This window comes from Aliinostoc sp. HNIBRCY26 (genome assembly GCF_050235535.1).
GTDB lineage: Bacteria > Cyanobacteriota > Cyanobacteriia > Cyanobacteriales > Nostocaceae > Trichormus.
In genome coordinates this window covers 748,074-772,573 of sequence record NZ_CP189852.1, presented here as the reverse complement: position 1 = coordinate 772,573, position 24,500 = coordinate 748,074, and the positions used below count along the sequence as shown (strand labels likewise).

General features: G+C 39.3%; 19 protein-coding genes and 1 pseudogene. 10 read left to right on the top strand and 10 right to left on the bottom strand.

All coding sequences use genetic code 11. The annotated features are described in order from the left end of the window. Window positions 1–33 precede the first annotated feature (33 nt). Window positions 34–1,563 (bottom strand): right-handed parallel beta-helix repeat-containing protein, encoded by a 1,530-nt coding sequence (locus ACQFX9_RS03270; RefSeq protein WP_427160685.1) that lies wholly within the window; start codon window positions 1,561–1,563, stop codon window positions 34–36. Window positions 1,564–2,102: 539 nt separating this feature from the next. On the opposite strand from ACQFX9_RS03270, the gene ACQFX9_RS03265 reads away from it, so the two are divergent. The 3 genes from ACQFX9_RS03265 to pgr5 all read left to right on the top strand — a co-directional run bounded on the left by ACQFX9_RS03265 (window position 2,103) and on the right by pgr5 (window position 3,448). Then, the gene (locus ACQFX9_RS03265; protein ID WP_427160684.1) at window positions 2,103–2,660 is read left to right on the top strand and encodes a peroxiredoxin; all 558 of its coding nucleotides are present in this window, start codon (window positions 2,103–2,105) and stop codon (window positions 2,658–2,660) included. A 360-nt stretch (window positions 2,661–3,020) separates the two neighbouring features. Further along, window positions 3,021–3,191, top strand: coding sequence for a photosystem II assembly protein Psb34 (gene psb34, locus ACQFX9_RS03260; RefSeq protein WP_427160683.1), 171 nt, complete (start codon window positions 3,021–3,023; stop codon window positions 3,189–3,191). A 59-nt stretch (window positions 3,192–3,250) separates the two neighbouring features. Then, entirely contained in the window at window positions 3,251–3,448 is a 198-nt protein-coding gene (pgr5, locus tag ACQFX9_RS03255; RefSeq protein ID WP_427160682.1) for a cyclic electron transport protein PGR5, read from the top strand. Here the strand turns inward: pgr5 and ACQFX9_RS03250 are convergent, their stop codons facing one another. After that, on the bottom strand, window positions 3,449–4,687 hold the full coding sequence (locus ACQFX9_RS03250) for a hypothetical protein (RefSeq protein ID WP_427160681.1): 1,239 nt from the start codon (window positions 4,685–4,687) through the stop codon (window positions 3,449–3,451). A gap of 231 nt (window positions 4,688–4,918) precedes the next feature. Next, on the bottom strand, window positions 4,919–6,166 hold the full coding sequence (locus ACQFX9_RS03245; protein WP_427160680.1) for a glycosyltransferase family 4 protein: 1,248 nt from the start codon (window positions 6,164–6,166) through the stop codon (window positions 4,919–4,921). Window positions 6,167–6,801: 635 nt separating this feature from the next. Here ACQFX9_RS03245 and ACQFX9_RS03240 point away from each other — a divergent pair. After that, a complete protein-coding gene (locus ACQFX9_RS03240; RefSeq protein WP_427160679.1) occupies window positions 6,802–7,755 on the top strand; it encodes a glycosyltransferase in 954 nt (317 codons plus the stop codon). 126 nt (window positions 7,756–7,881) lie between these two features. On the opposite strand, the gene ACQFX9_RS03235 is transcribed toward ACQFX9_RS03240, so the two are convergent. Further along, on the bottom strand, window positions 7,882–8,622 hold the full coding sequence (locus ACQFX9_RS03235; RefSeq protein WP_427160678.1) for a ParB N-terminal domain-containing protein: 741 nt from the start codon (window positions 8,620–8,622) through the stop codon (window positions 7,882–7,884). After that, on the bottom strand, window positions 8,622–9,986 hold the full coding sequence (locus ACQFX9_RS03230; protein WP_427160677.1) for an AAA family ATPase: 1,365 nt from the start codon (window positions 9,984–9,986) through the stop codon (window positions 8,622–8,624). The genes ACQFX9_RS03235 and ACQFX9_RS03230 overlap by 1 nt, the downstream gene beginning before the upstream one ends. Window positions 9,987–10,164: 178 nt before the next feature. On the opposite strand from ACQFX9_RS03230, the pseudogene ACQFX9_RS03225 reads away from it, so the two are divergent. Beyond that, window positions 10,165–10,683: pseudogene (locus tag ACQFX9_RS03225) on the top strand (FtsK/SpoIIIE domain-containing protein); the annotation flags it as partial. Between the two features lie 1,069 nt (window positions 10,684–11,752). Beyond that, window positions 11,753–12,637, top strand: coding sequence for a ParA family protein (locus ACQFX9_RS03220; protein ID WP_427160676.1), 885 nt, complete (start codon window positions 11,753–11,755; stop codon window positions 12,635–12,637). 254 nt (window positions 12,638–12,891) lie between these two features. Here the strand turns inward: ACQFX9_RS03220 and ACQFX9_RS03215 are convergent, their stop codons facing one another. The 4 genes from ACQFX9_RS03215 to ACQFX9_RS03200 all read right to left on the bottom strand — a co-directional run bounded on the left by ACQFX9_RS03215 (window position 12,892) and on the right by ACQFX9_RS03200 (window position 19,114). Continuing rightward, the gene (locus ACQFX9_RS03215; protein ID WP_427162781.1) at window positions 12,892–13,497 is read right to left on the bottom strand and encodes a Uma2 family endonuclease; all 606 of its coding nucleotides are present in this window, start codon (window positions 13,495–13,497) and stop codon (window positions 12,892–12,894) included. Between the two features lie 77 nt (window positions 13,498–13,574). Then, a complete protein-coding gene (gene ileS / locus ACQFX9_RS03210) occupies window positions 13,575–16,457 on the bottom strand; it encodes an isoleucine--tRNA ligase (protein ID WP_427160675.1) in 2,883 nt (960 codons plus the stop codon). Between the two features lie 187 nt (window positions 16,458–16,644). Next, window positions 16,645–18,720, bottom strand: a complete 2,076-nt coding sequence (locus tag ACQFX9_RS03205) for a LysR family transcriptional regulator (RefSeq protein ID WP_427160674.1) — start codon at window positions 18,718–18,720, stop codon at window positions 16,645–16,647. A gap of 34 nt (window positions 18,721–18,754) precedes the next feature. Further along, window positions 18,755–19,114, bottom strand: coding sequence for a hypothetical protein (locus ACQFX9_RS03200; RefSeq protein WP_427160673.1), 360 nt, complete (start codon window positions 19,112–19,114; stop codon window positions 18,755–18,757). Here ACQFX9_RS03200 and ACQFX9_RS03195 point away from each other — a divergent pair. Both ACQFX9_RS03195 and ACQFX9_RS03190 read left to right on the top strand, forming a co-directional pair. After that, the gene (locus ACQFX9_RS03195) at window positions 19,079–19,549 is read left to right on the top strand and encodes a helix-turn-helix domain-containing protein (protein ID WP_427160672.1); all 471 of its coding nucleotides are present in this window, start codon (window positions 19,079–19,081) and stop codon (window positions 19,547–19,549) included. The two genes, ACQFX9_RS03200 and ACQFX9_RS03195, sit on opposite strands and share 36 nt — an antisense overlap. After that, complete coding sequence (locus tag ACQFX9_RS03190; protein ID WP_427156769.1) at window positions 19,543–20,112, top strand: IS630 family transposase; 570 nt, start codon at window positions 19,543–19,545, stop codon at window positions 20,110–20,112. The genes ACQFX9_RS03195 and ACQFX9_RS03190 overlap by 7 nt, the downstream gene beginning before the upstream one ends. Here the strand turns inward: ACQFX9_RS03190 and ACQFX9_RS03185 are convergent. Next, window positions 20,104–20,937, bottom strand: coding sequence for an LLM class flavin-dependent oxidoreductase (locus tag ACQFX9_RS03185; protein WP_427160671.1), 834 nt, complete (start codon window positions 20,935–20,937; stop codon window positions 20,104–20,106). The two genes, ACQFX9_RS03190 and ACQFX9_RS03185, sit on opposite strands and share 9 nt — an antisense overlap. Window positions 20,938–21,536: 599 nt before the next feature. On the opposite strand from ACQFX9_RS03185, the gene sfnG reads away from it, so the two are divergent. Beyond that, on the top strand, window positions 21,537–22,631 hold the full coding sequence (gene sfnG / locus ACQFX9_RS03180; protein ID WP_427160670.1) for a dimethylsulfone monooxygenase SfnG: 1,095 nt from the start codon (window positions 21,537–21,539) through the stop codon (window positions 22,629–22,631). 586 nt (window positions 22,632–23,217) lie between these two features. After that, window positions 23,218–24,426: an SfnB family sulfur acquisition oxidoreductase gene (locus ACQFX9_RS03175; protein WP_427160669.1), complete on the top strand. Its 1,209-nt coding sequence runs from the start codon at window positions 23,218–23,220 to the stop codon at window positions 24,424–24,426. Window positions 24,427–24,500: the final 74 nt, after the last annotated feature.

Here is a 24,500-nt window from a genome sequence, read left to right as displayed (position 1 = left end):
TGTATGCAACATCTCTACAAAAAGTCAACAGAACTAAAAGGAAGATTCGTAAGCACCTATATCAACGCTAATGCTTTGAATCCTAGCTTTGCCGTCCTTATCAAACTGGATATACGAAATCCCGTCTTTAGAACCAACATTAATTGCTGGCGAAGTAGACGAGAGATGGAAATCATTACCAGTTAAGTTGATAAATCCCGCCGACGCTACTTTGATATTGTTTAAGGATGATAAGGATTGTACACCACCTCCGTTGTCGTAGAAGTTGGGAAACTTATCGGTATACAAATTATTCTTCAATACTATGTTTTGAGCGTTGGAGATGTAGCCATTGCGGTAACTACTATCAGCAAAGATATTATTTTGAAGTTGGATTTGATACGGTTGATAACCGCTAGTGTAAGAGTAAGCATCTACAACAATAAAGGCTTGAACGTTCTTGGCTATAGTATTGTGGAATACCTGAACATTGCTAACATTTCTGTCAATCTTAATGCCTGCACCACCGTTTACTCCTTGTATGCCATTCCCGTAGATCACATTGTTGTATACTCGGATGTTCGATACATCCCCAATATCAGTAACTTCATCTGCAATGGCGATCGCATCGGCTGTATTGTTGTAAACGAGATTGTTGTAGATATCAATGTTGAACATCTTGGCGCGATTGCCATCAAGATATATGGCAGGCCCACCACGGTATCCATTGGCTGTGCCGGAAACTAGTGCTTGACGAGTCACTGTATTGTCATGAATAGAACCATTGCGAGAACCTACTTTGGCATCGATACCTTCACGATTACCTTCTTTGAGGGTATTGTATGCCACCTCAAAACCATTGACACCCCAGATGCTCAAGGCTTCTTGTGTACCTTCTGTAGAACTAAGACTTGTCCATCTCCAATTGGCTCTTTCAATGGTGTTTCTTAAGATTTTGATATTACTGCTAGTAATTTCCAATTCTCCGCCATTGTAGTAGTTTTCCGGCAGAACGATGATACCTGAAGCTCCAGTCTGATAGGTATGGTTGTTTTGGACAATCATATTGCTGGCATCACGCAGAGAAATTCCTGCCCAAGAAGTGTTTTCAATGCGAAAACCGTCAATAATCCAATAACTCTTATTTGCTGATTGAATGACTCCTTCGCGGAAGCCACCATTGATGGGATCAGGATCACGCAATACTACCCGACCGTTCGCTTTGAGGGTGATATGACCTGATGTGCTGTTACCTGATTTACCAAGGGTGACGAGTCCTGTGTAGGTTCCTGGTTGAATGAGAATAGTATCTCCTGCTGTCACGGGAGAGGTTGAACCAACCGCATAATTGATGTTTCTCCACGGCTGAGTTGCTGTCCCAGGATTGCTATTATTACCTGTTGGTGAAACGTAATACGTTTTCCGTGTGGTTTGGGCTGATGCTGCTGGTATATTCACAGACATCACATTCTCAGTCTTGACGTTTTTGGAACGCGCGTTCAAGCAGAGAGTAGATACAAAGCCTAGTACCGCCAGGCTAACAGCAAAAGACTGGCGTAATTTTTGTTTTTTGTTGCTGGTCATAGCGAGAGTCAATAGAAGGGAAACTGATTTTCAATTAATCAGCACAAAGCTATCTCTTTTGTTATCTAAAAATAATTAGAAAGCAGTTAGAGATAATTTACTAGTGCATAATTAAGAAAAAATTGACGATAAATTAGGTAAATACTAAAGATTCACCCATTTTTTGCAGGTGAGAAAATCGGAAAAATAGAGTTGTCATTAAAGTTGGAGATGTGCATTACTTTTGCAGCAATATCTGTATTTCATATTGTCAAGAGTCTTTGCATAGCCAAGCCTGGGCTGTTTTCTCTCAACATTAACACCCTCATTTGTTTATTCCATGATTTTCCTCTATAACTAATTAGTGAATAACTAAGCATTTGTTAATTCACCATTACTTAATAGAGCCGATACAAGCATCTTTATACTCTGTTACAGTTACTTCAGTCAAGAAAATTTTTAATTGCCTGTGAAATTCAAGATAATTTTTCTTGTAAATTCAAGCACAGCAACAGCTAAGAAATGTAAACTTATGTAAAGTTGTCATTCTGATCTGCATTATGATTTCCCGACGCAATTTTTTGAATATATTTTTGGTTTGCTGTTTTACGGTTATCAGTTGGTTAAATTTCGCGCCTGTTACTTATGCACTAGGTGGGAAACTACCTGCAATTAATCAACCTGCGCCGGAGTTTACTTTGCCAACTAATACAGGGGATGGCCAATTAGGGTTGGCTGATTTGCGTGGTAAGTGGGTAGTTCTGTATTTTTATCCCAAAGACTTTACATCTGGTTGCACCATTGAAGCACGCCGTTTTCAGCAGGATTTACCCAAATATGTGGCGAAAAATGTTGAGATTGTTGGTGTGAGTGCTGACGATATCGATTCTCATGCTGAGTTTTGTGATTCTGAGGGGTTAAAATTCCCGCTTTTGGCTGATACTACCGGTGCTGTGAGTAAAGCTTATGGTTCTTGGCTGGGTTATTTATCTATGCGTCACAGTTTTATCATTGATCCACAAGGCACTCTCCGCGCCGCTTTTGTTAAGGTTAATCCATCTGTTCACAGTGCAGAAGTCCTAGCGACACTGGAAAAGCTGCAATCGGAAGCCTCTTAGAATTTTGGATTTTGGATTTTGGATTTTGGATTTTGGATTTTGGATTTTGGATTTTGGATTAAAGACTTAGGGAACACCAAAAAATAAATTATGCCAAATAAACAGCTTAGTAGGGTGCGTCAGTATGAATAATCTCTTTGTATAGTTAGGTTTTATCGCACTGACGCACCCTACAGTTTGGATATTTTTTTATCTGGAAGTCCCTTAACAGCCGTACCCTGATTTTGCGTAGAAATCGGGGTTTTTTTATATAAGTAGATTTTATAGATAGTATCAAGTTTTATATGTCAAGCCCTCTTGATGTTTTGTAACAATATTGTTATATTTATTTACATAAGTTAACAAGCCAAGGAAAACGAGATGTACACCACCATTAACGAAAGCGGTCAACTCAATAACTACCCCACCGAACCTGAAATGTACTACGCTGCTTACCCCAATCAGGAACAGCAAAACCGCTATGCACTCCAAGGTGCGATCGCGACTTTATTTGTGACTGCAATCATCCTGATCTCTTGTGGTGTCAGCTAATAACGACTGCACATATACAAAAGAATTTGACAAAATCTAGTAGCTGTGAGGAATTAACAATGTTTGCACCTTTAGTAGTTTTAATTCGTAACTTGATGGGTAAAGTACAATTTAATCAATTGCGTGGTAAAGCGATCGCTTTACATTCGCAAGCGATCACTAATTTCTGTAATCGAATTGGCATAGAATCCAAAGAAAGACAAAAGTTAATTCGTCTTGCCAAAGATAATGGCAAGAAATTGGGATTATTAGCTTAATTAACGTAAACCGTCATTATCTATTGCGCTGTATGCGTCATTGGGAGCAAGTCCCAACCAAGGATCAGAACTGGGAGTGAGAAATAATTGTGCGTAGACTTTTTCATTAAGTAACGCCACGTTATCAGTCTGATTACCTTCTGCAAACCATTGATGTATTTGACTGTGCAGCATATATTCGTTTCTGACTGTATCTACAGCCATTGCTGCTTCAAAATTCTGTACCAATCTGGATAAATTATTCTGTTTAGTTTTAGCTTTGATTAAAGCAACACTATTATCATCTAATTGTGCCTCAACATTATAAAGTTGAGCAATCCTACTCCAAGCATCTTCGTTGGTAATTCTGATTAAATTATCGCGATCGCTGCTAGGTTGGATACTTCTAAGTAATGGCCGTTCTACCGCCATTTTAGATACTGCTATCGGTGCAGCAATTTCTGCTGTAACTGGCTGACTCGGATTAACTGAAGCTGTGCGTCTAGGGGGAGATTGTATCCCTAACTTGGATAAATCAGCTCGCCACTGAGTTTCAATTGCTTGCAGGCGATCGCTATGGTATTTTTGTAAAAAGCCATTACGGTTTGCACTCGCAAGTCTGCTATATTCCTTAGCTGCAATTTCAGCTTGCTGGAGTTGTTTTAAAAAAGCTTTCGGGCCATACAATCCAGGAATAGCATCAATTGGACGACCGGAACTATCTAAAATGTAGTGAATACTATTACCTGTAATTGTCCGTTCTAACTTGCGACCATCGCCAAAATCAATTGTAACTTTAGGCGCAGGACGCACTGATTCCCAGTGGAGAATAAAACGATCTTGCAGCATTTCGGATATTTCTGCATTGGGGTAAAGTGCAACTCTAAAAAAGCGACTATTCGCACAGCTTAAATCTTGGTCGAGTTTACCCAACAACCGCAGAGATAAAATCGGTTTACCACTAGCTTGAGCTGCTGCTTTAGCCTGTGCTAAATCTGTGTACCAATATAAGCGAGAGGCGTAACAGTCTCGTTGCTGACAAAGTGCATCCAAAGCTGTCCTCACTTGAGGATCATTAAGTTGGTTAGCATGAGTCTTCAGAAATCTTTGTAAGCCTTTCGACCCCTGTTTTCGCAATGTAGCGACTTCTTGAGATAGTTGAGATGGGGAATTTACCGGAGTGATAGCATCAGCAGCTTGGATGCAACTTAAGCTGAGGAATGCTAATACAAATAAATTTTTATAGCCTCTGATTTTCATATTATTTTCTCAAGTGCAAGGAGCATTACATAAGTTAGGTGTAATATGCCAATTATATGCACACCGTCTAACTAATAATGAAGTAACAAGCACTACCAAAGTTTCCAGCTACCAATGAGAACAAGGTAAATAATTAAAGGTTTGTAGTGAGGACTTTAGTCCTCAAGAAAGGACTAAAGTCCTTACTACGAACGCTATCTTAGTATTTTGTTAAATAGTCTATTCTCATTTTCATTGGTAATGTTTTTTACGATTCCCTAAACAAACTTGCTCATAACGTTGTCCGGCGATTTCCCAGGTAAATTGTGTTTCCACTAATTGTCTACCGTTATGAGATAGTTCTGCTCTCAGTGATGGATGATCAAATAATTCACTAATCACATCAACATATTCTGCGGGCTGATTGGCTCTCAATGCTGCTAATGGTACACCATCACCATCTACATTGAGTCCTTCTAAGCCGCGATCGCTGGCTACTGTGGGTACACCTGCGGCCATAGCTTCCAAAGTTTTATTTTTAATGCCGAAACCTGTGCGTAATGGCACAACACACACAGTAGATTTATGTAGATAATCTGCCATCACAGGGACGCGTCCCAAGACTTTGACACCAGGAATTTTTTCTAGACTTAAAACCTCTGGTGTGGGTCTAGCACCTACAATACTAAAGGTTGCGTCAGGATAACGGTTTTGCAGTTCTGGGAAGACAGCGAACGCAAAAAATCTAGCTGCGTCGATGTTGTGAGAAGCATCCATCGCGCCGACAAAGATTAAACTGTGTCCCCCTGGATCTTGGTGACGATAGGGAAATAAGTCTAAATCTACACCGTTGGGAATAACTTGAATATCAATGTCAGGACGCAGTTTGAGGAATTCTTGGCGGTCATCTTCCGTGGTGACGACGATATTAGAAAATTTACTACAGTATCGCTGCTCGTAACGCTTCAAAACCAAGGTAAGATAGAGGCGATCGCGCAAAGCATTAGCGGCTGCACCCATTTCTAAATGATCCCGTATCCAGCCGTATACTGAACTATGTACATCAATCACCGTATTCACTTGATGGCGAAATTCAGGACGGATATAAATTTCGTTGACACTGTGTTCACAGGTAATCACATCATATTTTTGTTCGCGCACACAATTATCAACAAACGCCTGAATTTCCGGCGAATAGCGATGGAGAACATTCGGTGGTGTCGCTTTAGTGACTGATTCTAGGAAGCGTCCCGTTTTCGCCAACAACCCAGCCACAGGATTTTGAGATTGGGGATCTGGCGGTAAAGGAAAAATCAGTAATTCACTCACATACTTGCGTAACTCTTCTACTTCCACATCAGACACACTCTTATTGTACTGAGTTACCAGCGTCACATCATGGTTTTGTTGGAGGTATTTCAGTAAATTAAAAGTTCTAATTTCCGTACCACCGCGACTTGGTGGATAAGGAAAAGTCGATGAAAGCATGAGAATACGCATAGACGAGCCTTAGATGGGTTAGTATTTTTTATAACTTTTATACTTTACCTGTAAAATATAGCGGCAAATTATCTCAATATTCAAATGAGCTATTGACTCATCAGCAAACCTCAGCACCGGCTAAACGCCGCGCTACCGCTAACACTACTCAGCACTCAGCACTTTCACGTTAAGATTGCTGTAGGCAAAATCTAGATACTCTTGATATACTGACCGATTGACAAGTGTATAAATATTTTTATCTATGTAAAAAATAGCGGTAATCAAAATCAGCTACATATTATATAGGATTCCTACTTGATTTTTGAACAGATACGTAGATAAGTGGTGGCGTGGCAAGGCTAAAATAGTGCATTAAATGTAGGTTGGGTTGACGTTAGGAAACCCAACATTGGTTACGGCGTTGGGTTTCGCTTTGCTCAACCCAACCTACGCCTAATCCATCATTTTAGGCTTGTCAGTCCAGTAGGGTGTGTTAGCGACAGCGTAACGCACCTACCACCAAAGCCTTTGGTGCGTTACGGCTTACGCCTAACACACCCTACATATACTTAGATTTTTATTCAAATCAAATCGGATTCCTATAAATAGGTTTAAGCCAGGAATTTTATTTAATATTTTGCTAAACAAAAACTATGAATAATCAACCTTTACTCTCGATAATTACACCAACATTGGGGAAATTTTCTGATTACTGGTTAGAAAATCTGCTGAAAATAGAAGGTTCTGTGCAGTTTGTTTTAGTTTATCCGCCAAATGTAAAAATTAAAGCAATTGATGATCCTAGAGTCACAGTTATAGTTAGTCCCTATAAAGGAGAAATGCCACAAAGGTTTGTGGGTTTACTTAATGCTCAAGGTAAATATATTTTAGCCTTAGATGATGATGATTATGTACATCCGCAAGTTTGTACAGCAGTAGAGAAATACTTTCAACGATTTCCTGAAAGTTGGGTTTTGAGATTGCAAAAACTCAATATTGATATGAAAGATGAGGCGCGAATTAAACAAGCTTGGGAAGAAATTCCTGATGTTGACCAATTGGAAATTTGCAAGAAAACACCGGAAAACCCCTATCCTTATAATCAGGGAAACTTTCAAGGTTTATTAGAAGTTCCCATTGCACCTTTAGATAAAAACTTTGATTGGCGTTATTTATTCTGGCCTTTTATTAATAGAACTGATAATAATGGCTATCATTTTGAGAACTTTAATAATATTGTTTGGCGTAACGATATAATTCAGCAAGCATTACCGGAACTTTCCCAAGCCACCAAGGTTTTAGGTGCAGTAACCTGGATACCATCAAGCGGATTTGATAGATTATCTGGTTTATTTGTGCAAGCAAATTTATTTGAAAAAGATGCGATTATCGGTCACTGGATGCCAAAGCCAGAACAAATTAGATATATAGATAAAGACCCTGCTTTAAAACCACCGAGATTTCATGTAATTTCTGATGTATTGTTAGTGAAGCATTTCCCGAAATACGGTTATTTATGGAATTTGGTATTTAGTAAGCTTTATGGTGTTCCGAGAACAGTAGGAAAAGTAATGAAGTTGAAGTTAGCAAAGAAAGCACAGAAGTGACATTAGTAGTAGCGCATCAAATCTTAAATAGTGCAAAAAGTGGTAGGCTGGGTATAGCAATAGCTATACCTGACACCAGGGTGAATATTGAGTATGGTTCGCTTCACTCAAGCTATATATGCTAATTCATTCATTTGAACTATCTGATGAAAAGCTTTGTATTATATCTAGCATTTTCTTTGTACTTATACCTTTTACCATCTTCTTACCACTTGGAATTTTAACTCTTTCAATTACATCTTCTAGAGATATAAATTGTTGTTTTTCACGTTCATTGACTACTATTTCTGCTATTTGATTAGCTTTTTTTGAATGAAAGCCAGCTTGCACTAGTTCCTTAACAATTTTAATAGAGCTAAATTTCGTAAAAATTGCTAAAGGCTCAACTCTCTCAGCCAACTTTTTCTTAAGATAATTGTTCTCGTTTTGTAATTGTATTCTAGTAGTTGACTCTTCTAATAATTGCTTAGTAAGCTTTTCAAAACGTGAATCTAAATTATTTAAGAATTTTTCCAAATCTTTTAAAGTAAAATCTACTGCTCCAGAAGATTCTTTGTTTGCATTCCTGAATAGTTGAACTTGCTTGGTTAGAGGCTCTTCATTTTCAGACTCTATGATAAATACTCCAATCATTTCTCCCTTACGAATATCTATTTCTTTAGCTCTAACAGCAGCATAATATTCAAAGTCTCCATCTACCACTTCATAAGATTGAAGACTAGTTCTACGAACTACAATGGGGTTAATAACTCCCTCTGACTCTAAAATTAAATGAGCAGCTTTCTCCAGATCATCCTCAGAAAATTTTGAGCGAGGTTTATTAGAGGTAATTTTCTTAACAGCAACCAGTGATAAAGATAGTTTCATTAAGATAAACCTATTTTCTCTAAAACTTCTATAGCTAGTAATTCAAATTCTTGAGCAGCAGTCGAATCTGGCTTAAAATCAAGTACAGATATGGGATCAGCAACTTCCATATCTCCTACCAACAAAGTTCTTTCAGCACATTTTGCTAAATCATCTCTATCATAGATTACTGTATCCATGACTTCAAGATTATATCGTTTAGGAATAGATTCCAATCTTTTGGGTAAAGTATGCTTTATAAATTGATTATTAGTAGATATCTTACAAGCAAGTACACCTAAAATTTCTATTGGTGGTTTTCTTATCTGTTTTCTAAAAGTATTAACACCTTTAATAAATTCTTTAACATTAACTAAGCCCTGATTGGCAAAAGGTTTTAAATCCGATGGAATAATGAGATAGTCAGCAGTAATAAGAGCTATTCTCGCGTAAAGATTTAACGATGGTGGTGTATCGATAAGTACAATATCATATTTACTTTTTACGTATTCTAACTTTTCAATAAGTATTAAACGGCTACCATCAAGAGCATTTAAATCAGTCTCATTTTTCATTAAGTCAATGTGTGCAGGTACAACATCAATTTCCGGATCACAAAAATTAGATTTTCTAGCTACTTCAGAAATAGGAAAAAGCTCTTCAGATTGTAATATTTGAAGAACATTAGATTCCTTAATATCGTCAAATTCCTCATCATCAAATTTAACTAAACCTGTAGCAAAAGTAGTGTTGGCTTGACTATCAAAATCAATTACAAGGACTCTTTTACCTTTTTTCCTAATAGCTGCTGCTAGGTTAACTACTGTAGTTGTTTTACCTACTCCGCCTTTATTATGGTAGACTGCGATAATTCTCATTGAATGCACTCCCTTAAATTGACCTTTAGGATTATGTTGATTCGCAAAACTGTCTAGTTCAGTAAAAATATGCCTATTCTTTATACTTTCTCTACCAATTAGCTGTTTAATTTTTCCTAATTTTGTTTCGATTTGTTGACCTGAACACTGAAAAATAAGCCTAACATCGCTGTTTAAATTCTCATAAATTCTAATTTCCCTACCATTAGTTAATACACCATAACCTACATTCAAACTTGTTAAATAGTGTCTGAGCCGAGATACATGATTATTCAAGTTCTGTTTGGGATGTTTTGCCTCCATAACCACACTCAATGGTGAGTTGGCATCTAAGACAAAGGGTAAAACTTGTGCAGCAAAGGCTAAGAAATCCAATCTAATGCTTCCAACAGCAACTTCCTGATGCCAAGTGTCTGGAGTATAACCTAGCTGTGGTAGTAGATATTGCACTATGAGCTTGCTTTCAACTTCGCTTTCGTTACGGCACAACTCAGGATTAAAGAGCAACTTTTCACCCCTATGAAATTGGCAGAATGTTTATTAGTGCTAATTATGACACACACCACAGTATTTTATCTATAAAAATTACCATTTACTCAGTATAGATATAAAGTTATTTGTAGTAATTTTATTGAAAATCAAAATAAATATATTGAATTATATTTTTAAAACAAATAGGTAGCTAGAGTTTGAACGCATGGCTGGGTTACATTCGCCAGTTGTGAAAGATAGCGATCGCGCTACCGAACTTATGGAAGAATTAGTTTTAGAAATGGAATCTCGTTATCAGCAGTTTGAAAAAGCTGGCTGTGCTGATTTAACTACCTATAATCAGCGTTCTCATCAACTCTTACCGCGTATAGTTTGCATTTTTGATGAATACGCCGATTTCATGGCGGAAAAAGAAATCCGTAAAACTCTAGAACAAAGTATTAAACGTTTAGGTGCAATGGCGAGGGCGGCGGGAATTCATCTCATTATCGCCACCCAACGTCCCGAAGCCGGTATTGTCACCCCCATTATCCGTTCCAATTTACCTGGAAGAGTCGCTTTAAGAACTGCTAGTGAAGGCGACTCGAAAATTGTTCTGGGAGGTACAGAAACATCCGCCGCTTACCTATTAGGAAAAGGTGACTTACTCTACCAAATCGGCTCTCAATTACATCGCTTACAAAGTTTATTTGCTCAACAAATTCAGATATAAGACTGATATCAGATTAAGAAAATACACTTAAGAGTTTTTACTGAATTGCTATCATTTACCATTGCAAGTTACTGATAATTTAAAATATCACTAACTTATCCTATAAATATTACTGTATTAACGAATAAATTCCCGAAAAATCGAAAAGAAGTAATTCATACATTTTAGAGACTTAAAACCAAGCAATACTTGTAAAAACAGGATAAGCGGTGTATTTAGTACCTATTTTTATCACCATAGATTCTGGAATAAACTGCACAAAGCATAAGTATTTCTCATGGTTTTCTGGCAATTATCCAGGCGGAATAAAAATTGCGATCGCTGAAAAACCCTGTGCCTCACAGCAATCTAGCCCCTGAAAACTCACAAATAATTGAGGACAGATAAATATTTCTCCAAAACTTATCTAACTTCATCCTGTAGGACTAATAAGAAACTGAAAAATAAATATATATAAACCTCTCACACCCCAATGGGATGTACAACAATGACTACTAAATTGCTGTCAATGATTGCCGTTAATCAACTAACACTAGTTGTTTATATTGATCAATATGGCTATTATCATTATGAAATAATTCACGGCAAAGGTGTTTTACAAAACACTGAGATATTCTATAATCAAAACGCTGCTGAATTAACAGGAATGTTATGTATAAATTCTATATTAAATTACTATAGATAGAATTTATCTATATTCCAGATTAAGTAAAATTGCAGAATGATTAATATCACTTCAAGGCGACAAAGATTAAATTTTAGGGTTAACAACTACGGCAATTGAGTGCATTTGTGAATATTGTGAAATTTTAGAACCCCGTTTCTTTAAGAAGGCGGGGTTCTCGCTTGAACACAAAATAGAGGCGACAGAGTACAGGGAAAGCATCTTTGTGACTAATACTGTTTCAGAAGCAATTACAAATTACGAATTACGAATTATCATGATGACGTGTTGCTATATACTCTATCGAGGTCATATTGTTGGCACAACTCTTTTAATTTACCTGTAAATATTAAATTTACCGGAATGTTCAATTAACTGGGAACGCGTCATCAGAGGAATCAAGCAATGGGATATGTAATTGCAACTGCAAATATGAAAGGTGGTGTAGGGAAAACAACCCTCACCGTAAATTTAGCTACTTGTTTAGCAAAAAATTACGGTAAAAAGGTACTAGTTCTGGATTTAGATACCCAAATTAGTGCTACGCTCAGTCTGATGTCACCTTTAGATTTTGCCAAACGTCGCAAACAAAGATTGACATTTAGATATCTAATTGACGAAGTAATCAACCCAGATCCTAAGTCTGAGCTTAAAATTAATGATATCATCCAAACTCAGGTCTGTAATCTGCCAGAACTACATTTATTACCAGGCGATATCGATTTATATGATGAGTTTGTTGTATCAGAAATGCTGCACAGACAAACAGTAGCTTTGGGTGAACAAGACTTTGAAAACGTGTGGAATCGGTTTGAACGTGTCTTAATTAATAACATTTTAAAACCAGTGCGTGATCAGTATGATTTTATTCTTTTGGATTGCGCTCCTGGATACAATTTAATGACGCGTAGTGCTTTAGCCGCAAGTGATTTTTATTTACTTCCCGCTAAACCAGAACCTTTATCTGTGGTGGGAATTCAACTGTTAGAAAGACGCATTGGCCAGCTAAAGGACAGTCATGAACAGGAAGCCAAGATAAATATTAAAATGCTGGGAATAGTTTTCAGTATGTGCAACACCAATTTACTCACGGGTAGATATTACAAACAAGTGATGCACCGAGTTGTAGAAGATTTTGGTGTTGAACAAATTTGTAAAGCCCAAATTCCAGTAGATATGAATGTAGCGAAAGCGGTTGATAGTTTTATGCCGGTTGTATTAAATTCACCCCAGTCAGCAGGTTCTAAAGCGTTTATGCAGTTAACTCAAGAGTTGTTGCAGAAGTTGTAGAGGACTGGGAATTTTAGATTTTAGATTTTATACCAATTCATGAAAAGAATGAAACAGATGTGTAGGTTGGGTTGAACGAAGTGAAACCCAACAATCACAAAACTTTGAGGTGTTGGGTTTCGTTCCTCAACCCAACCTACATTTGCATCATATTTTTTGTGAAATGGTATTAGATTGAATTCAGTCCAAAATCTAAAATCTAAAATCCAAAATTGAAAGGCTGGGAAGAAAATCTAATTTAGAATATTATTTGCCTACCAAATTTGACTTAAATCTAAAACAAATCCTGGTAATATATCTTCACCGCTTAATGTCGAAGGGTTATCTAATTCTTCTACAGCTTTTTCAGGACGATAAATAAATACTTTTTGTTGTTTTCTATCGATTAACCAACCTAATTCTGTACCATTAGCTATATATTCTGCCATTTTTTCTTGTAATGTCTTCAAATTATCTGTCTCTGAACGCAATTCCACTACAAATTCAGGACAAATAGGTGCAAACCTCTTTCTTTGTTCTAGAGGTATTGTTTCCCATCTGGCTTTTTTTATCCAGGCTGCATCAGGAGAACGCACTGCACCGTTAGGTAAGGTAAAACCACCGCTAGAACCAAAACCTACACCTGTACCATCTTGCTTTGTCCAAATACCTAACTGGACAATTAAATTAAAATTGCGTTCATCTGTTTCTGAGCCTGTGGGGGGCATAATCAATAATTCTCCCTGGTGATTACGTTCAATGCGAAAATCACGGTTTACTTGACAGAAATCAAAAAGTTGCTCGTCACTTACGATGATGTTTGGTTGCATTTTCAACACCATTCCTAAGAAGTCTGTGGTTACAGGTGATTGGGTGTTCATCATCTTGGAAAATATAAGTTCCTAAATAAATGTAGAGACGTTTGATCAAACGTCCCTACATTCATGTTAAACCTGTTTTAAAACTCACCAACTAAGGCGGAAACACACCTTTCGCACAATAAAGGATGCTCTTGTGATTCTCCCACATGAGTTGAGTAGTTCCAGCAGCGATCGCATTTTTCGCCGTCTGCATTCACTACGCCAATTTGCCAGTCTACGGTTTGCGCGGTGTATTTTAATCCTTGCAATTTTTCCGGTGAATCTAATACTTCCACTTGAGATGTCAGCAATAAATACCGCAGTTCATCAATACCGTTACCCTTGCTGGGGTTAAAGGCTTTGATAGCATCACCTAACTGTTTATGCGGGATATGAATCAAAGCTTTAGCTTCCAGGGAAGAACCAATCATTTTTTCTATCCTGGCTTGTTCTAAAACTTTGTTAACGTCGGTGCGGAGTGAACGCAGAGTCTCCCAAAATTCCCCTAAGTCTGGATTATCCCATTTATCCTCTAGTTTCACCCAACCAGCTTGAAACACTGATTTGTAGGGTGTTTTGTAGGGGAGATACTGCCAGATATCTTCCGCAGTGTGACATAAAACAGGTGCGATCGCTCGTGCTAAATTTTCTAAAGCGATATGTATCACTGTCTGACAACTGCGACGGCGGAAAGAATTCGGCGCACTGATGTACAGCCTGTCTTTCGCTACATCTAAATAGAAGTTAGATAAATCCACCACACAGAAATTCTGTACAGTTTGGAAGAACCGGAAGAATTGGAAACTTTCAAAAGCTTCTGTTACTTCTTGAAACACTTCCCGGATGCGGTGCAGCATATATTTATCTAACTGCGGTAATTCCTCAAAGGGTACAGCATCTTTTTCGGGGTCAAAATCATGCAAACTACCCAACAAAAACCGCGCTGTATTGCGAATCTTACCGCGCACATCGTTGAGTTGCTTAATGATATTGCCACCCAAGCGCACATCAGCCGTGTAATCAACCGACGACACCCACAACCGCAACACATCCGCACCATAGGGAGGTTCTTTCTTCTGGTCTTTTCCACCCAGAATCATCACCTGTGGGTCTACCACATTCCCCACTGATTTACTCATCTTGCGACCTTGTTCATCTAAAACAAAGCCGTGAGTTAACACAGTTTTATAAGGTGCAATGCCATTTACTGCCACACTAGTCAGCAAACTCGACTGAAACCAGCCGCGATGCTGGTCTGAACCTTCCAAATACATATCAGCAGGGTAGCGTAACTCTGCACGCTGCTTCACTACAGCAGCCCAAGACGAACCAGAATCAAACCACACATCCATTGTGTCAGTCCCGCGACGGTAAGACCGACCATTGTTTCTGTAGGACTCTGGTAATAATTCCTCTACCGACAGTTCCCACCAAGCATCAGAACCCTTTTCGGCAATGATAGCTTGCACATGATTAATCGTTTCCTCATTCAGCAGTGGTTCGCCAGTTTCCTCATCATAGAATACCGGAATTGGCACACCCCAAGAACGCTGACGAGAGATACACCAATCAGAACGTTCCGCCACCATTGGCGTGATGCGATTTTCACCTTGGGCTGGTATCCATTTTACAGATGCGATCGCCTTTAATGCTTCCTCCCGAAATCCAGCCACCGAAGCAAACCACTGTTCAGTTGCGCGGAAAATCGTCGGCTTCTTCGTCCGCCAGTCGTAAGGATACTTATGCGCGTAAGCCTCCTCCTTCAACAGCGAACCCGCAGCCGTCAACGCATCAATGACCGCCTGATTCCCATCACCCAAGACATTCAACCCAGCAAACTCTCCCGCTTCCTCGGTAAAGTTGCCATTATCATCCACAGGCGCAAGAATCGGCAGACCATAACGCAAACCGACAATGTAGTCTTCTTGACCATGACCAGGCGCAGTATGCACCAACCCAGTACCCGATTCAGTGGTGATATAATCACCGCCCACGACCACCGGACTTTCCCGGTCAAACAAAGGATGTCGGTAAGTACTATGTTCTAAATCTTTCCCTTTGAATGTAGTTTTCACTGTCAACTCAGCCGAAATAGTAGCAGCCAACCGTTCCACCAACTCCGCCGCCACAATCAGGTATTTGAAATTACTTTGCGTCTCTCCGTCTCTGCGTGAAACCTCCACAACCGCATAATTCAAATCCCCATTCACCGCCACAGCCAAGTTACCGGGAATAGTCCAGGGAGTGGTAGTCCAGACAGCCACACCCAAATCAGGCAAATACTCACCCAAAACAGACTTAACCGCCTCAGCCAACCCCGTCACCGGAAAAGCCGCATAAATACTTCTGGAAGTATGACCTTCAGGATATTCCAACTCCGCCTCAGCCAAAGCCGTCTTAGAACTAGGACTCCAGTGAACTGGCTTCAAACCCCGATAGATGTAACCTTTTAAATACATCTGGCCAAACACCCCAATTTGCGCCGCCTCATATTCCGGCTTCAGCGTCAAATAAGGATTATCCCAGTCACCCCAAACCCCATAGCGTTTAAAACTCTTGCGCTGGTCATCAACCGCCGCCAAAGCAAATTCCTTCGCCTTTTGCCGTAATTGCAGAGGTGTTAAATTTTGCCGTTCTGCCGACCTGAGATTTTGTAAAACCTTCAACTCAATTGGCAAGCCATGACAATCCCAACCAGCCACATAGCGCACCTTCCGTCCTTGTAGCAGTTGGTAGCGATTAATAATATCTTTGAGAATTTTATTTAAGGCATGACCAATATGAAGTGAGCCATTAGCGTAGGGAGGCCCATCGTGCAGTATAAATAATTCGCCTGGGTTATTTTGCGACAGGCTCTCAAAAATTTGATTTTCTTCCCAAAACTTCTGTATCTCAGGTTCACGCTTGATAGCGTTCGCCCGCATATCAAAACTAGTCTTCGGTAAATTTACGGTATCTTTGTAGCTTCCAGGTTCTGTCACAGCTTCATGCCTAAGTTTTATGTGTACAGGTTCTATCAATTATAGAAGATGGCAGGAAGTCACAGATTAGGGATTTCCATCCGAGATAGCTTTCCTGAGTTCTTTTCTGGAAACAGGCTAGCGCAAGAGTAGTGCAATCTCTTTGATGAATGAAGTCATTACAGCTATCACAATAATGCCAATCAAACTATATTGTCGTATAACTGACATCATCTCCTTGCAGCGATACATCATAATTCTCATAGAGAACTTTCATATGTCGGCTAAATTGTTCTTCTACAAAATAGCTATTTGAGAATTCGCTGGAAAAAGAAACCTGATGAAAATGATAATCTAAATTCAGTAAATTATAGACAAGTCGCAAAAAATAATCATCAATCCAAAAATCTACATCAAACAGTGAAATACCATATTTTCCTTCCAATCTCCGATTTAAAGTTTTGAGCAGCCAAGACCACTGAGGTTTGAGTGTCGGATCAATACGATTACCAAATACAGGATTAAAAAACTGATTTACTTGGCTTTGCCTGATGTTAATTGCTTTACTTAATAAGTCTTTTGCCTGATAGGGAGAAGCATTAAACCAATAATTAGTAACTAGTAAATCATGTAAATAAGCAATAACCAGTTTAGGATTTTCTTTAATAAACTGCGAACGACAAACAATCCCTCTGATAGATGGAATATTTAAACTCACTGTTTGAGATAAAGAGAGCTTTTTAACAAAAGCATATCCTTCTAAAATTGAGGCAAAGGTATAACAGCATACGTAAGCATCTATGCTTTTGTCTGCTAGACTCTTGCTAGCTTCGCGAGGATCTTCATCCACTAATCTACAATCTTTATTGACATCCATATTATAGAGGTCAAAAAGAGTAATGATAAATCTGTGAGCATGAGATCCAAATAATGTAGCAATCCTTTTCCCTTTGAGATCATCAATACTATTTATAGGCGAATCCTTATGGATAATAATATTGATATCCTGTCCCAAAAGATTATAAGAAGCAATTCCAATCAATTTCGAGCCAAAACTCAAGTCATCAAAAAACTGACTACCATTATTTAAGAGAGAAATATCGTCTAAAATACAAATATCTAGTTCTTGGCGTTTCATCTGTCGGTTCATTTCTTTACCAGATGTAAACGGGAGAATTTGTAAATCAAAATCTCGATTAATTTCAATATTTTTGAGTTTAGGTTGTTCTAGTAATGATGATGACTTTTGTAAATCAAAAATATGCTTAGTAAGATATCCAGCGACAAACTGTCCGATTGAATCACTTTGAATACCCAGCCTCAGCACATTTTCCTCTTTAGCATCATAGCTAGCTATGATTATATTTACATGAGGTAAACTTTCTAAGTTGTCTTGATCCAGTCTGAAACTTCTGACTAATCCTTCAGCAGATATTAACAACTCGCTAAAACGAGGTACATGGATATAAATACCATAGTCATGAATATCTTCAATGGGAATCACTACTACTTGATATTTAGATGTAAGATCAGATCGACAGAAGTCAGGTAAAATTGTTAATTTTTGATTGCTGACAGCATAGTCAAGCAACTCCTCATAATTTTTGACAATTTTTACACTACTTAATTTTTCCATCAAAAAGCTATTTTTAGATAGTTCCTTATGAACTTCCTCTAAAAGTAAAATATCATCTATATAAATATCATCTATGTTAATCAATTGATGATTATCTAAATATTTATGCCCTCCAAATGAGACTAAAAGCATTTTATGGGTTGTTAATCTAGTACAGTGATGTTCCTCCTTATATCCAGAACAACTGTTGAGCAAAACATCTATTTTTAAAAGTTGAGAATTAGCAAAAAATCTGCTATCTTTCACTGCGATCGCTTTGATGTTTCGTCCTGGAAAACAAAGCTGGAATCGCTGTAAATGCTGTTTTAGCCATACCTCCAGGATTAAACTCGTAGCCCCCAAAATCAAATCCTCACCTTCAGCACTAAATGTTGCTTGAAATTCCTCTCGCAGATTTTCTACAGTTTTGACAACATTCAGTGTCTGGGAAATCAATTTCTTACCCTTACTCGTCAAGCATACAGAACCGGGAGAACGATTCAGGAGAGTCACCCCAAAATAATCCTCTGCTTGCTTTACCTTTTTGCTAATTAATCCCTGACTATACCCCAATTTTTGGGCTGCTTTAGAAAAGCTACCACATTCATCTACCGCTTTTAAAATTTTGAGGTGATTTATGGTGATATCTTCAATTTTACTCTTATTCATAATTAGCTGAGATTCGGTAAAGTAAGATTATGAATTATGATGAAATTAAAACTTTCTGCTGTACATATTCAGCAATAACTAATTTATGGAAGCGAATAGTATCTTCCAACATAGATTCAAATTTCAGGATGATTAAGTCAATACCAATGGCTTCGTATTCTTGCAGACGTTGAATAATAGTAGCGCGATCGCCAACAAGTTGAGCCGATAAACCGAGATTAGCCTCGATGGTTTGACTGATATCGAGTTTGTTATGAGCAACTACGTTATACCAATTTAATATGAAGTTGCATATAATAGGGGGAGGTAAATGTGATAAGTCCTCAGACCTATGAGCCGCCCGTTTAAGATAGAAATCGTGGAGAGCGAAGAAGAACTCAAAAAACGCCTGCAAACAGCCAGTGAAGGTAGCCAAAAAGAAAAGCTACAGATGTTGTGGTGGCTCAAGAGTGGGCAGGTAAAGGAGCAGCAAGAAATTGGAAAACGCTTGGCCAGAGATACTTCGACGGTGACGAGATGGTTACAGAGGTATAGAGGGGGTGGATTGTCTGAGTTATTAGCAGTGAAGAAAGCACCAGGGGCAAAACGAAAAATTACTGAAGAGGCGATCGCTTCATTAAAGCAAGAGTTGGAAACAGGAGAAGGATTTAGCAGTTACAGAGCAATAGTCGAGTGGTTGAAACTCAAACATGGATTGGATATCGAGTATGGAACAGTCTATGACTGGGTGAGATATCGTTTAGGAGCGAAACTCAAAGTACCACGACCCCAAAGCTATCAGCAGGATGAAAAACTCAGAGCCGAATTTAAAAAAAACTCGGTGTGCTGATAGTTAGTCTCGAACAACTGCTAGCACCAGGTAAAACTGTGCGCTACCTGTGTCAAGATGAAACGAGAGTGGGACTCAAAACCCTCACAGGCAAAGTAATTACAGCTAGAGGAGTTAAACCTACTGTTGAGGTGAAATGGCTGCGGGAAAATTTTTGGATTTATGGTGCAATTGAACCGTTGACTGGAAAGCATTTCCAGCATGAATACCCCAAACTCAATGGCGACTATTTTCAGCAGTTTTTAGACTGGCTATCTGAACAATTAGGCTCCGATTACGCCATTTTACAGATTGATCAAGCTCCTGCCCATACTAGTTCTACGATTCGTTGGCCAGACAATATTATTCCTCTACTACAACCATCTCATTCTCCCGAACTTAATCCCATCGAGAGGCTTTGGCAATTTCTCAAAAAATCTCTCAAAAATGTACTTTTCTCTTCTTTACAAGATTTACGTGAGCGCATTCAGCAGCTATTTGACCAATTAACTTTTGAACAAGTCATGTCTGTGTCTTCTTATGACTTTATTTTAGAAGCTCTTTTATATGCAGCTTCATATTAAATTGGTATTAGGATCAATTTGCTCTTGAAAGTATTTGATCTGCTGCTGATCCGCAGAACGATAAATAGCCTCTAATCTCGCCTCAGCCTTAGCAGTATGTTCACCAACGATCGCAAAAGCACTCATAGCTACTTTAATCTGACGTTGATAGCGATCGCTAGCCAACCGTTTCACTCTCTCCACCAATGCGGCTGTTTTTTCCGGCGCATCCGCATTGATAAACAAATAATCTCCCTTACTAGCTGCTAAATTAATTGCACGTTCTGATTCTCCAGCAATGAAAATTGGGGGTGTTGGTGTGGGCTTATCTGTGAGAATACCACCATTGATAGTGTAATATTTGCCATCATAATTAAAATCTTCAACTGTCCACAGCCCCTTGATGACATCAATATATTCTTCTAATCTGGCATATCGCTCACTGTGAGGTAGCCAGATATCTCCATAGCTTTCTACTTCTAATTTCCACCAACCTGCAATTCCACTCAGCGCAAATCTGCCTTGACTCAGTTGATTTTGGATGTTTGCACTCAGTTTAGCAATCACTGCTGGCAGTTTAAACCCAGGCTGTACAGCTGCTACAATCTTTATCCTCTTAGTGTTTAAACTGGCTAAAGCTGCTGTAATCCAAGCGTCAGCAACATCATAGCTAGGCCCGTGAACCGCATTTAAATAATGTTCCGGGATGTAATAAAAGTCATAACCTAACTCATCCGCTTCAACTGCCAACTTGACTAAATCTTGGGTAGATAAATTCGCCTCATGATTGATGACTCGCAACCATCCCCCACAGACAGGAGACCAAATTCCAAACTGAAGTGGCATAAATTCTTTTCCAGTACCTTTTTTGAGGAAACCGCGACCACAATACGGTAATCACACGTATTTACCGTATTTTATTATCTCACACTACCACATTTATTTCGGCGATAGAGAGTAGTCACTTATTACCAGGTGGAATAGTAGCGATAATAGTTAAATTTCTTAATTTTTGCTGCCTTTCCCTACATTACACCCATTGGGGATTTTAGGCAGAACCCATAGAAAATCACGCTATTTCGAGATTCTCCATACTACCCATCCCAATTTTGTCTCAGGATGATTCATCACGTATTCAGAAGTATTCCAAAATGGAATATGGAAATGAAATTTAAGTATATCGAGTCACAGCATCTGAGAAGGTGTCGTGATAAAGTCTGACTTATTCATAAATACGGTAATTCGGTCGGATTATAGTATAATTCCAGCATAGAATCTGAGAATCTCTATTTGAGGGATTCAGACTAGTTTCTAGGCACTATCAAGCCTTAATTCTGATGAGAATTTTGCCGTATGCAGTTTTGGCTGCGTTGTAAGTGATGAAAAATAATCACAAGCAACAATCAGACCCATAGCCAAAAAGTTTCCCTTACAAACACACAATTATGGCTGATATTAAGTTCGCATACTGGATTCCCAACGTTAGCGGTGGATTAGTGGTAAGTAAAATCCCCCAACGCACAAACTGGACTTACGATTACAACACTCAAATAGCGCAAACCGCCGAAGAGGTTGGGTTTGAATATGCTCTAGCCCAAGCTCGATTTATTGCTAGTTATGGTGCTGAGTACCAACTAGAGGCATTGACAACTGTATCAGCCCTAGCTCCAGTTACCAATAAAATCAAGTTAATAGCAGCAGTTCACCCTGGATTATGGCATCCAGGAGTAGTGGCAAAAATTGGTTCCAGTATTGATTTTCTTTCCAACGGTCGGTTTGCTTTGAATATAGTTAGCGGCTGGTTCAAAGATGAATTCACTATTTATGGTGAACCTTGGCTAGACCACGACGAACGCTATCGGCGTTCGGAGGAATTTATCCGTGTTCTCAAAGGTTTGTGGACAGAAGACGAGTTCCATTTTAAAGGCGACTTCTACCGCATTAACGGTGGTTGGGTGAAGCCTAGACCAATTAGTCAACCACACCCAGAAATCTTCCAAGGTGGTAACTCCAAAGCCGCCAGACGTATGGCTGGCCGCGTATCTGATTGGTATTTTATGAATGGCAATACTATGGAAGGTGTGCGCGAGCAGATTGCAGAGGTATCCGCATTAGCGCGTGAAGCTGGACGCACCATCAAGTTTGGTTTGAATGCCTTCATCATTGTCCGAGAAACAGAAGCCGAAGCCCATGAAGTATTGCGCGAAATCATTGCTCAAGCGGATGTAGAAGCCGTTAAAGGATTTGGCGAAGCTGTGAAAAACGCAGGGGCTTCAACCCGTGAACGTCAGGGGATGTGGGCGAATTCCAATTTTGAAGACTTAGTACAGTATAACGACGGCTTCCGTTCAGGCTTGATTGGTACACCAGAGCAGGTAGCTGAAAAGATTCGCCAATTTTATGAAGCGGGAGTTGATTTAATTCTTGGCGGTTTCTTACACTATTCAGATGATTTACCAGCATTTGGTCGGACGGTAATTCCGATTGTGCGCGAACTTAAAGCACATCGTCGGACGGCTGATGAGTTAGTAGGAGTCTAGATTAATCAGCTAAAACACATTTAGCTTTTGTGGAGTGGGCTGTCTAGCCCACTGCGATGATGCAGACTAAATATAAAACTTTCAAGAAGCGGTTTTTGTGGATGAGGGCTGCTAATTCATGGCTAATGCAGAGGTAGTTCCCACACAGAAATTCAGATATGATCACTTTTCCGGCTAAAGTTCCAGTCAGCTTTCTCTGCATATTCACACTACAAAAATCGCTTCACTTCACTCTAGTAGTTCACCAAGCCAAAATTACTGGGTGGAGTCTGGTAAAGGAGCAGGGTGCTAATAACTCCTTTCTCCTCTACCCCTCTGCTGAGTAGCAGATAACAAAGCCTTGGCAAATTACTAGTCACTATACTAATGCACTGTAATTATCTCTGCGTCAATCTCTGAATCAGAGCTGGATTTCATATTCTACAATCAGCGATCGCTCACTCAATGCTATTCACTCAATAGTAGCGATTGTGGCAATGGAATTCGATCTCAAACGCTACAACAAAGTTTTGGAATCTCAAGCCCAACGGCAATTTCAGAGTTAACAAGTCCGGTTTTGAATCTATATCTAGAAAGGAGTTGTACTATGACATCAATTATAAATACTGAACAAAAAGCGCACATTATTCAGAACGACCAAGAAGCGATCGCTATCGCTCATGAATTGGCGGCTGAATTTGCTAAAGGTGATTCAGAACGCGACCAAACTCGGCGTTTACCTGCCGAAGAGGTGCAGAAGTTCTCTCAAAGTGGATTGTGGGGAATTACAGTTCCGAAAGAATACGGTGGTGCTTTTGTCTCTACCGCCACCTTAGCAGAAGTAATCAAAATTATCTCCGAAGCTGACTCTAGCCTGGGGCAAATTCCCCAAAATCACCTCTATATGGTGGAAGCCATTCGTTTGGATGGTACGCATCAACAAAAACAATTCTTCTTTGATTTAGTTCTCCAAGGTAAGCGATTCGGTAACGCCTTCTCGGAAATTGGAACAAAATCAGTAACTGATATCCAAACCAAATTGCAGCCAGATGGCTCTGACTATGTACTCAACGGCCGCAAATACTATTCGGCGGGTGCATTATTAGCCCATTGGGTTCCCGTCATCGCCAGTAATCCAGACGGTAAAACAGTCGTAGCATTCGTGGAACGAGACGCTGAAGGACTCACTTTGCTTGATGATTGGACTAGCTTCGGACAGCGTACCACGGCTAGTGGTACAACCATCATTGAAAATGTCAAAGTCAAAGCAGAACACGTCATTCCCCATTATTTAGCATTTGAGCGCGCTACACCAATGGGTGCGATCGCCCAAATCATTCAAGCTGCTGTCGATGTGGGTATTGCTAAAGCCGCAGTTCGTGACACCATTTACTTTGTCCGCAATCATACCCGTCCTTGGGTTGATAGCAATTTAGAAAAAGGCTACGAAGACCCCCTCACCCTCTACAACTTAGGTAACGTCCAAATTCAGGTTCATGCTGCGGAAGCCTTGCTGCGACGCGCAGGTGAATTTATTGACATAGCCAACGAATCAGGTTTAGAAGAACCCAAAGTAGTAGAAGCATCAATCGCGGTTGCGGAAGCCAAAGCCTTAGCCACCGAAGCCTCATTACTTGCTACCAACAAGTTATTTGAATTAGCTGGTACTAAATCCACCTTGGAGGAATTCAACTACAATCGCCATTGGCGTAATGCTAGAGCGCATACACTCCACGATCCCGTGCGTTGGAAGTATTACGCCGTTGGTAACTACTTCCTCAATGGTGTTTATCCTCCCCGCCATCCTTGGCTGTAATAGTTACTCTGGATTCTCTAAAAGGGTAAAGCAAAAAGAGGTTTGACTCGAACGCTTTGCCCTTGAACAATCTA

Coding starts and splice junctions, on each gene's coding strand:
- ACQFX9_RS03245 (WP_427160680.1), bottom strand. CDS start 6,166: ATGCGTATTCTCATGCTTTCATCGACTTTTCCTTATCCACCAAGTCGC.
- sfnG (WP_427160670.1), top strand. CDS start 21,537: ATGGCTGATATTAAGTTCGCATACTGGATTCCCAACGTTAGCGGTGGA.
- ACQFX9_RS03175 (WP_427160669.1), top strand. CDS start 23,218: ATGACATCAATTATAAATACTGAACAAAAAGCGCACATTATTCAGAAC.
- ACQFX9_RS03270 (WP_427160685.1), bottom strand. CDS start 1,563: ATGACCAGCAACAAAAAACAAAAATTACGCCAGTCTTTTGCTGTTAGC.
- psb34 (WP_427160683.1), top strand. CDS start 3,021: ATGTACACCACCATTAACGAAAGCGGTCAACTCAATAACTACCCCACC.
- ACQFX9_RS03235 (WP_427160678.1), bottom strand. CDS start 8,622: ATGAAACTATCTTTATCACTGGTTGCTGTTAAGAAAATTACCTCTAAT.
- pgr5 (WP_427160682.1), top strand. CDS start 3,251: ATGTTTGCACCTTTAGTAGTTTTAATTCGTAACTTGATGGGTAAAGTA.
- ACQFX9_RS03185 (WP_427160671.1), bottom strand. CDS start 20,937: ATGCCACTTCAGTTTGGAATTTGGTCTCCTGTCTGTGGGGGATGGTTG.
- ACQFX9_RS03215 (WP_427162781.1), bottom strand. CDS start 13,497: ATGAACACCCAATCACCTGTAACCACAGACTTCTTAGGAATGGTGTTG.
- ACQFX9_RS03250 (WP_427160681.1), bottom strand. CDS start 4,687: ATGAAAATCAGAGGCTATAAAAATTTATTTGTATTAGCATTCCTCAGC.
- ACQFX9_RS03240 (WP_427160679.1), top strand. CDS start 6,802: ATGAATAATCAACCTTTACTCTCGATAATTACACCAACATTGGGGAAA.
- ACQFX9_RS03220 (WP_427160676.1), top strand. CDS start 11,753: ATGGGATATGTAATTGCAACTGCAAATATGAAAGGTGGTGTAGGGAAA.
- ACQFX9_RS03265 (WP_427160684.1), top strand. CDS start 2,103: ATGATTTCCCGACGCAATTTTTTGAATATATTTTTGGTTTGCTGTTTT.
- ACQFX9_RS03205 (WP_427160674.1), bottom strand. CDS start 18,720: ATGAATAAGAGTAAAATTGAAGATATCACCATAAATCACCTCAAAATT.